Origin of the sequence: Bacillus sp. ISL-41 (genome assembly GCF_018613235.1) — a bacterium.
GTDB lineage: Bacteria > Bacillota > Bacilli > Bacillales > Cytobacillaceae > Mesobacillus.
In genome coordinates, this window is sequence record NZ_JAGGQP010000052.1 from 1 (window position 1) to 8,335 (window position 8,335).

General features: G+C 43.5%; 7 protein-coding genes and 1 pseudogene. 3 read left to right on the forward strand and 5 right to left on the reverse strand.

Features of this window, described 5'->3' with window-relative positions:
• Window positions 1-450: 450 nt before the first annotated feature.
• Entirely contained in the window at window positions 451-3,159 is a 2,709-nt protein-coding gene (gene acnA / locus J7I80_RS22020; protein WP_214741428.1) for an aconitate hydratase AcnA, read from the reverse strand.
• Window positions 3,160-3,491: 332 nt separating this feature from the next.
• Between acnA and sspO the strand changes: the two genes are divergently transcribed.
• Window positions 3,492-3,641 carry a small acid-soluble spore protein O gene (gene sspO, locus J7I80_RS22025; RefSeq protein WP_192472394.1) on the forward strand — a complete coding sequence of 50 codons (150 nt, stop codon included), beginning with the start codon at window positions 3,492-3,494 and terminating at the stop codon, window positions 3,639-3,641.
• 35 nt (window positions 3,642-3,676) lie between these two features.
• Here sspO and J7I80_RS22030 read toward each other — a convergent pair whose 3' ends face one another.
• Window positions 3,677-3,934 (reverse strand): hypothetical protein, encoded by a 258-nt coding sequence (locus J7I80_RS22030; protein WP_214741430.1) that lies wholly within the window; start codon window positions 3,932-3,934, stop codon window positions 3,677-3,679.
• A 113-nt stretch (window positions 3,935-4,047) separates the two neighbouring features.
• On the opposite strand from J7I80_RS22030, the gene J7I80_RS22035 reads away from it, so the two are divergent.
• The gene (locus tag J7I80_RS22035; RefSeq protein ID WP_023614207.1) at window positions 4,048-4,191 is read left to right on the forward strand and encodes a small acid-soluble spore protein P; all 144 of its coding nucleotides are present in this window, start codon (window positions 4,048-4,050) and stop codon (window positions 4,189-4,191) included.
• A 76-nt stretch (window positions 4,192-4,267) separates the two neighbouring features.
• Here J7I80_RS22035 and selA read toward each other — a convergent pair whose 3' ends face one another.
• Complete coding sequence (gene selA, locus J7I80_RS22040; protein ID WP_214741432.1) at window positions 4,268-5,674, reverse strand: L-seryl-tRNA(Sec) selenium transferase; 1,407 nt, start codon at window positions 5,672-5,674, stop codon at window positions 4,268-4,270.
• Between the two features lie 121 nt (window positions 5,675-5,795).
• Window positions 5,796-5,984 (reverse strand): annotated as a pseudogene (locus J7I80_RS22045) (Rdx family protein); the annotation flags it as partial.
• Window positions 5,985-6,126: 142 nt separating this feature from the next.
• Here J7I80_RS22045 and selD point away from each other — a divergent pair.
• Window positions 6,127-7,227: a selenide, water dikinase SelD gene (gene selD, locus J7I80_RS22050; RefSeq protein ID WP_251027917.1), complete on the forward strand. Its 1,101-nt coding sequence runs from the start codon at window positions 6,127-6,129 to the stop codon at window positions 7,225-7,227.
• Window positions 7,228-7,257: 30 nt separating this feature from the next.
• On the opposite strand, the gene J7I80_RS22055 is transcribed toward selD, so the two are convergent.
• Window positions 7,258-8,202, reverse strand: a complete 945-nt coding sequence (locus tag J7I80_RS22055) for an L-threonine 3-dehydrogenase (protein ID WP_214741437.1) — start codon at window positions 8,200-8,202, stop codon at window positions 7,258-7,260.
• Window positions 8,203-8,335: the final 133 nt, after the last annotated feature.

Genomic DNA, 8,335 nt, shown 5'->3' on the forward strand with positions numbered 1-8,335 from the left:
TTATCTTGACAGGTTCACCCCCTTCAGGCGAAAAGCTGTCATCAATAACACATTATCTTGACAGGTTCACACCGTTCAGGTAAAAACCTGTCACGAATAGCCCTTTATCTTGACAGGTTCACCCCCTCCAGGTAAAAACCTGTCACGAATAGCCCTTTATCTTGACAGGTTCACCCCCTTCAGGCGAAAAGCTGTCACGAATAACCCATTATCTTGACAGGTTATGCCCTCTCAAGCGAAAACCTGTCACGAAAGGCCCATTATCTTGACAGGTTCGCCCCCTCCAGGCAAAAAGCTGTCAAATTGAAGCTGGATTCCTGACAGGTTCTGCTTTCTCCAGGTGAAAACCTGTCATGAATACCGCTTTTTTTACATGTCTTATACCGAATTAAAGACGTTAATACAAAAACCCCCTGATCCGCTTAAGGATAAGGGGGTTCTGTTTATAAATTACGCTTTTAATTTATCACGAAGAACCATTTGCAGGATGCCGCCGTGACGATAGTAGTCGATTTCGACTTCTGAATCGAAACGTACAAGAGCATCGAAAGTCTTCTTGTTGCCGTTTTCGTCAGTTGCTGTCACAGTGATGATGTCGCGTGGGCGAACCTTTTCATCAATCTGCACATCGAATGATTCTCTTCCTGTCAGGCCAAGAGTTTCTGCGTTTTCACCAGCTTTGAATTGAAGTGGCAGAACGCCCATCAATACAAGGTTTGAACGGTGGATACGCTCGAAGCTTTCAGCGATAACCGTCTTGATTCCTAATAGGTTAGTACCCTTTGCAGCCCAGTCACGGGATGACCCCATACCGTAATCTTTTCCTGCGATAACCATTAGGCCAGTGCCCTGCTCTTTGTACTTCATGCAAGCATCAAAGATGGACATGACTTCGTTCGTCGGCCAGTAGGTAGTGAAGCCGCCTTCTGTGCCAGGAGCGATTTGGTTCTTGATACGGATGTTTGCGAATGTTCCGCGCATCATGACTTCGTGGTTACCACGGCGTGAACCGTATGAGTTGAAGTCGCGAGGTTCTACACCCTTTTCACGCAGGTACTTTCCAGCTGGTGTATCTTTGCCGATCGCACCTGCAGGAGAAATATGGTCAGTTGTTACAGAATCACCAAACTTGCCGACAATACGAAGGCCGTTCAATGGTGCAACTTCCCCAGCCTCTGGAGTCAATCCTTCAAAGAATGGCGGGTTTGCAATGTAAGTTGAATCCTCATCGAAAGTGTAAAGCGGATCGCTGTTTGTTTGGATCTCGTTCCACTTTTCGTTGTCAGTGAATACCGTTTCGTACTCTCTGCGGAATAGCTCTGGAGTAACTACGCGGTGAACAACTTCGTTCACTTCTGCAGTTGATGGCCAGATATCCTTGAAGAATACATCGTTCCCATCTTTGTCTTTTCCGATTGGGTCATTCTGAAGATCGATGTCCACAGTACCAGCAAGTGCGTAAGCAACAACCAATGGCGGTGAAGCCAGATAGTTTGCTTTTACAAGCGGGTGGATACGTCCTTCAAAGTTACGGTTACCGGAAAGGACAGAAGTAACTAGTAGGTCACTTTCAGCAACAGACTTTTCAATTTCCGGCTTCAATGGACCTGAGTTACCGATACATGTAGTACATCCATAACCAACCAGGTTGAACCCTAGTGTTTCAAGGTAAGGAAGCAAAGCTGAATCACGAAGGTATCCAGTAACAACCTTTGATCCTGGTGCCAATGAAGTCTTGACGAACTTAGGAACTTCCATTCCAAGCTCAACAGCTTTCTTGGCAACAAGCCCAGCACCTACAAGTACGTATGGGTTAGATGTATTTGTACAGCTAGTGATCGCAGCGATGGCGATTGCACCAGTTTTCATTGTCGTTTTGTCACCATTAGCGAACTCAACAACAGCTTCTTTTTCGATTTCTTTCTTGTCTAAGCCAAATCCCTGGTTTCCAGCAGGTGCAGTCAATGCTTCCTTGAAGGACTTTTGCATCTCTGATAGCGGGATCAAGTCCTGTGGACGCTTAGGGCCGGAAAGGTTAGCTTCGATTTCTGAAAGATTGATTTCTACAACATCAGTGTAAACTGGCTCTAATGCAGGATCGAAGAATAGTCCGTTCTCCTTGCAGTATGCCTCAACCACTTTAATGTGATCCTCTGTGCGTCCAGTTAAACGCATGTAATCCAATGCTTCTCCGTCAACTGGGAAGAATCCGCAAGTTGCGCCGTATTCTGGTGCCATGTTGGCAACAGTCGCACGGTCAGCGAGTGGAAGTGTAACAACGCCAGGTCCGAAGAACTCGACGAATTTACCAACAACACCTTTGCTGCGAAGAACCTGAGTCACTTTAAGTGCAAGGTCAGTTGCAGTAGCGCCGTTCGGCATATCTCCTACTAATTTAACACCTACAACTTCTGGAACCGGGAAGTATGAAGGCTGGCCAAGCATTCCAGCTTCTGCTTCAATACCGCCTACACCCCATCCAAGAACACCAATACCGTTGATCATAGTAGTATGAGAGTCAGTACCTACCAATGAATCAGGGAAAGTTTCAAATTCGCCATCTGCATTTTCCACAGCATGGACAACGCTTGCAAGGTACTCAAGGTTAACCTGGTGCACGATGCCTGTTGCTGGCGGAACAGCACGGTAGTTATCGAAAGCTTTCTGTGCCCAGCTCAAGAACTGGTAACGTTCAGCATTACGTTCGAATTCAAGCTCCATGTTTACATTAAGTGCGTCTGGAGTTCCGTATTTATCAACCTGTACAGAGTGGTCGATTACTAGATCGACCGGCTTCTCCGGATTGATTTTTTGCGGGTCTCCACCCATGTCAGCCATTGCTTTTCTTAGTGAAGCAAGGTCAACTACTGCAGGTACACCAGTGAAGTCCTGAAGAATGACACGTGAAGGCTTGAAAGGCACATCCACTTCTTTAACTTCGCTAGTTCCCCATTTTGCTAGATTTTCAACATGCTCTTTAGTGATTACAAAGCCATCATGCTGGCGAAGCACGGACTCAAGCAATACCTTAACAGAGTAAGGCAGTTTTGATACATTGCCGATTCCAGCCTTTTCTAGTGCTGCCAGGCTATAGTAATGATAGCGTTTCCCGTCAACTTCAAATGAACTGCGGGCGTTAAAAACATCTTGGTTTGACATATGTTTACCCCCTTCTTCTACGTAAACATCATAAACTAAATAAAAGTAATTGTCGAAAAGTTTGAATCTTGTATTCCATCCTAACTTTTCTCACAATTTCATATTAATATAACCTTGTATATAAGTAAATAACAAGAAAGTTATTGTGGTTGATAAGTTTTTCTTATTATAAAAATCATAAACATGATTAAAACTATCCTAATGGGATTTTATCAAAGAAGAAACACCCATCAAATTTTCTCCGCTAAGATCCAAAACTATTTTACAAAAATGAAAAAGCTGGATTGTGTAAGGCTGAATGGGAAAAAATATGGCAGATGGAGGTGAATTTTATGGTAAAAAGAAAAGCAAATCATGTCATTCCCGGGGCTAATGCTGCAAAAGCACAAGGCAACGGTGCAGGTTTCAACGAGGAAATGGCAAACGAACCATTATCTGAACTGGAAAAGCAAAACAATAAGAAACGGAAGAAAAATCAATAATAAAAAAGCGGAAGGCCTCCCTTCCGCTTTCCCTGCTATTTCATATTGACTTCATTTACAATGCTCCGCAAATCGTTCTGGAACCTTTCAAGCTGCGCCCGTTGATGTTCAGATGCATTTTCAAGAGCATTTTCGATTTGCTGGAATGCTTCATTCACTTCATTTTTGAGATGTTTTAGCTGGTGTCCATAGCTTGCGCTGTCCCGGACAATTTCCGAGTACAGCCCTTGTGCGTCTTCGAATCCTTGCTGTGCCGCCTGGAAGGCTTGCTGTTTATCTTTATTATAAGGCATGTGTGATTCCTCCTGATGTAATAAATCTATAACGTTAAATTGCTCATTTATAAGTAATTTATTCAGTATAAATTCGCTTGAAAATCTAATCCTAAAGTCAGGAGGGATGAGCAATGAATAAAAATGATTCAAAGGATATGCGCAAGAATGCTCCTAAGGGGGACCAAGACAGCCAGCCTGCTCCATTAAGTGGATCAAAAAAGGTTAAAAACCGAAACCATACACGTCAAAAACATAACTCACATCACGACATGTAAAAGCTCAAGGCGCATTTACTGCTGAACAATCCAAAAGAAAGTAAGGCCTGCCAATAAAAATGGCAGGCCTTACTTTCTAAATTAGTTTAAAAGCATCCAAAAGAATTCTTTCTTCCTTAACTGTAACCGTCCGCAGATCGATATTAACCTCTTCTTTTTGTATCCGCACAACGATTGCCGGTGAATGTTCCGTCCTTAGCTTTCTGGCAATATGTTCAGCACTGACCTCCGGATGGCTAACTGAGACTAGATACGTGGGCAGCTGGACATCAGGCATTGTCCCGCCGCCGACCTGGCTAGTTCCTTCAGTCACAACAGCTTTTAGCTCACCCTCAAACGAATTAATCTCATGGGCTAAGTGCTCCGACCTTCCTTTCAGTTCATCTGCGGGAACAAGCAAGTCTCTTAGTGTCGGGATATTGAATAACCCCTGCTCTCCCCTTAGATAATCCATTAAAGTACCCTCTAATGCCGCTAGTGTCATTTTATCGACTCGAACTACTCTTGCCAGCTGGTGTTTTCTTAACTTATCGATCAGTTCTTTTTTTCCGGCGATAATACCAGCCTGTGGTCCTCCGAGCAGTTTATCTCCGCTGAATGATACAATATCGGCCCCCATTTTAAGCACTTCACCGACAACTGGTTCTTCCCCTATCCCATGACGAGTGAAATCATAAAGAACACCGCTTCCTAGATCTTCGTAAAAAATAACCTGGTTGTGCTTACCAGATAGTTGGGCCAATTCATTTGTTTCAACTGTTTTTGAAAATCCATATATTTTGAAATTGCTCGTATGAACCTTAAGGATCATCGCTGTATTGTCAGTAATCGCATGCTCATAGTCATATAAATGGGTTTTATTGGTTGTACCAACTTCCACTAAGTGAGCTCCGCTTTCTTCCATAATAGAAGAGATCCGGAATGAGCCCCCTATTTCAACAAGCTGCCCGCGTGAAACAATGACCTCTTTGTTTTTGGCGAGTGCACTCATTATTAAATAAACAGCTGCTGCGTTATTATTAACGACCATCGCAGCTTCAGCGCCGGTGACTTGTTTAACAAGGGCTTCAACATGGCTGTGCCTGGACCCGCGCTCACCTTCCTTAAGCTTATACTCAAGGTTGGAATAATTTCTCGCGGTTTCTACCACATGCTCCACTGCATTCTCACTCAACCGTGCCCTTCCAAGATTCGTATGTAAAATGGTCCCTGTTGCGTTAATGACCCTTTTCATTGTGTAGTCAAATCTTTCTTTTGCCGATGAATCAATCAATTTAAAGAGCTCGTCAATAAACAGATTGGTACCAGGCTCTGGACCTCTCCATTTATCGCTGACAATTTCTTTCCTAATTTTATCTAAAACCTCTTTGATTATGTCTGTGAAACGCTCTCCGTCTGCATCATGTTTCTTGATTAATTCAAGAAACCTAGAATCTTTTTGTAATTCATGGACAGCAGGAAGCTGCCTTAATAATTGTTTCAATATCTATCTCCCCCACAACGGTTGTACATTCATTAATTATATCATTATTGACCATATAAAAGTTTTTTCAAAACGGTGAACTTGAATGGTATGAAAAAAGCCCTGCTAAATAGCCAGGGCATTAGTTCATCGCTTCCATTTGTTTAATCATTTCCTCTGAATCAGGAAAAACACCTGTATCCAGTTTTGAATATATTGTCTGTCCGTTGATAGTAACTTCAAAAGCTCCCTTTGAAGCCGGAATCAATTCCATCTTCTCAATTCGGCTTCGAAAATGAGTGAATAGTTCCTCCGCGAAACTCGCGGCTTTTGGTGCGTAGTTTCATTGCATGCAAAATTGGATGGTAACCTGAAAATTTTCCATTATTGAATCCCCCTGTATAACTTTATATATGTATTTACTGTCATTTTAGTGTAAAGACAAAGTCAGTGCAAATAATAATAGCTTAAGGATGATTTTAAAAACAAGAAAGAGTATACTTTTTGTGGAGGTGATCAGGTTGAGTGAACACGAGAAAATCCGTTTGACTTCACTATCAACAAAGGCTGGCTGAGGATGCAAAATCAGTCCCGAGGACTTGACGCAAGTTTTGCGTCTATTGCCAGAACAGGATTATGTTCCTGAATTACTTGTCGGACATGAGACTTCCGATGATGCAGGTGTTTATAAACTTACAGAAGATATTGCCCTGATCCAAACAATAGATTACTTCACCCCCGTAGTGGATGATCCATATATGTTTGGACAGATTGCTGCCGCCAATGCACTAAGCGATGTCTACGCAATGGGCGGTGAACCTAAGACAGTCCTTAATATGGTGGGATATCCTATCAAAAAGCTTGGTCCAGATATACTCGCAGAAATATTAAGAGGTGCCAGTGACAAAGTGAAGGAAGCTGGAGCAGTGACGATTGGCGGTCATTCAATTGATGACCAGGAGCCTAAATTCGGCTTATCTGTAACTGGGCTTGCCCACCCTAATGCTATCTGGAAAAATATCGGTGCAGAACCAGGTGATTTGCTTGTTCTCTCAAAACCGATTGGTGTTGGAATCCTGACTACAGGAATAAAGCGTAACGCAGTGACTGCTGAACAAGAGCGCGAAGTGACCGAAACTATGGCTTTACTGAACAAGTCTGCTGCAGATGCGCTGAAAGACTTTACTCCCCATGCTGTAACCGACGTCACAGGGTTCGGTTTGCTTGGGCATGGCAGCGAGATTGCACGTGGCAGTAATGTCAGTTTTGAGGTTTCTTTATCGGATGTGCCTGTTTTAGAAGGCACATATGAATTAGCTGCAAAAGGAGTCGTGCCTGGAGGCTCAAAATCCAACCATAAATGGCTGGATGGTGATGTGGAGTATGAAGAGATCTCTACAGAAGAGCAATTAGTACTCTGTGATGCGATAACCTCTGGAGGTCTCCTTGTTGCGCTTCCTGAAAATGAAGCTGGTAAGTACGTGGAAGCCTTGAAGAATAAAGGGCTTGTTCATGCGGCTATAGTTGGGAAAGTCATAGAACAGAAAGATAAGTTAATCTATGTGAAAAGGTGAAATCAATGAGATTTCACCTTTTCCTTTTATCTATAGCTTCGCTTTTAATTTTTCCAGCATGTCAGCAGTCATATTTGAAAGATCATACTTCGCTTTGAATCCCCACTCTTCTGCTGCAGCTGATGCATCAATGGAGTTTGGCCAGCTGTCCGCTATAGCCTGGCGTACTGGATCGACATTATAGGATATTTCAAATCCAGGAATATGCTTCTTGATTTCCGCTGTCAGTTCCTCTGGATCAAAGGTCATTGCAGTAACGTTGAAAGCATTTCTGTGAATCAGCTTTGAAGGATCAGCTTCCATCAGATCGATGATCGCTCCAAGCGCATCAGGCATATACATCATGTCCATATAAGTACCTTTGTCTATATACGAGCTGTATTTCCCATTCTTGATTGCTTCATAGTAAATTTCAACGGCGTAATCAGTTGTACCTCCGCCTGGAGGGGTTACATAGGATATCAACCCAGGGAATCTAACACCCCTTGTGTCTACTCCGAAACGGTGGAAATAGTAATCAGCCAGCAGTTCTCCGGCAACCTTGTTGACACCATACATTGTGGTTGGACGCTGGATTGTGTCCTGAGGCGTTTTGTCTTTAGGTGTATTCGGCCCGAATGCCCCGATGGAGCTAGGCGTGAAAAACTGCAAATTCAGCTCTCTTGCAGTTTCAAGAGCGTTCATCAATCCGCCCATATTAAGGTTCCAGGCAAATACCGGCTTCGTTTCAGCCGTGGCAGACAGCAATGCAGCCATATGCATGATGGTATCGACTTCATATTTCTTGGCAAGGTCGACCATTTTATTTGAGTCCATGACATCAAGGATCTCGAATGGACCGTTCGCAGCAGCTGCTGAATCGTTTTTCCTGATGTCCGTCGCAATTACATTATCCTGCCCATAAATGTCACGTAGTTGAACTGTCAATTCAGAGCCAATCTGGCCAAGCGCGCCAGTAATCAAGATTTTTTTCATTATATGTATTCCTCCTATAAGAAAAGCGCAAGCGCCTTGGTCAGCCCCGACAAGCACTGCCCGCCTAAAACGCCACATCGTATGGCTGCCGGGTCTGCACGTCCTGTGCCTCAGAGGGCCGACCGGTGAAGTC

Excerpts from the sequence above, each read along its gene's own strand:
- J7I80_RS22055 (WP_214741437.1), bottom strand. The coding sequence starts at position 8,202 with ATGAAAAAAATCTTGATTACTGGCGCGCTTGGCCAGATTGGCTCTGAA.
- acnA (WP_214741428.1), bottom strand. The coding sequence starts at position 3,159 with ATGTCAAACCAAGATGTTTTTAACGCCCGCAGTTCATTTGAAGTTGAC.
- sspO (WP_192472394.1), top strand. The coding sequence starts at position 3,492 with ATGGTAAAAAGAAAAGCAAATCATGTCATTCCCGGGGCTAATGCTGCA.
- J7I80_RS22030 (WP_214741430.1), bottom strand. The coding sequence starts at position 3,934 with ATGCCTTATAATAAAGATAAACAGCAAGCCTTCCAGGCGGCACAGCAA.
- J7I80_RS22035 (WP_023614207.1), top strand. The coding sequence starts at position 4,048 with ATGAATAAAAATGATTCAAAGGATATGCGCAAGAATGCTCCTAAGGGG.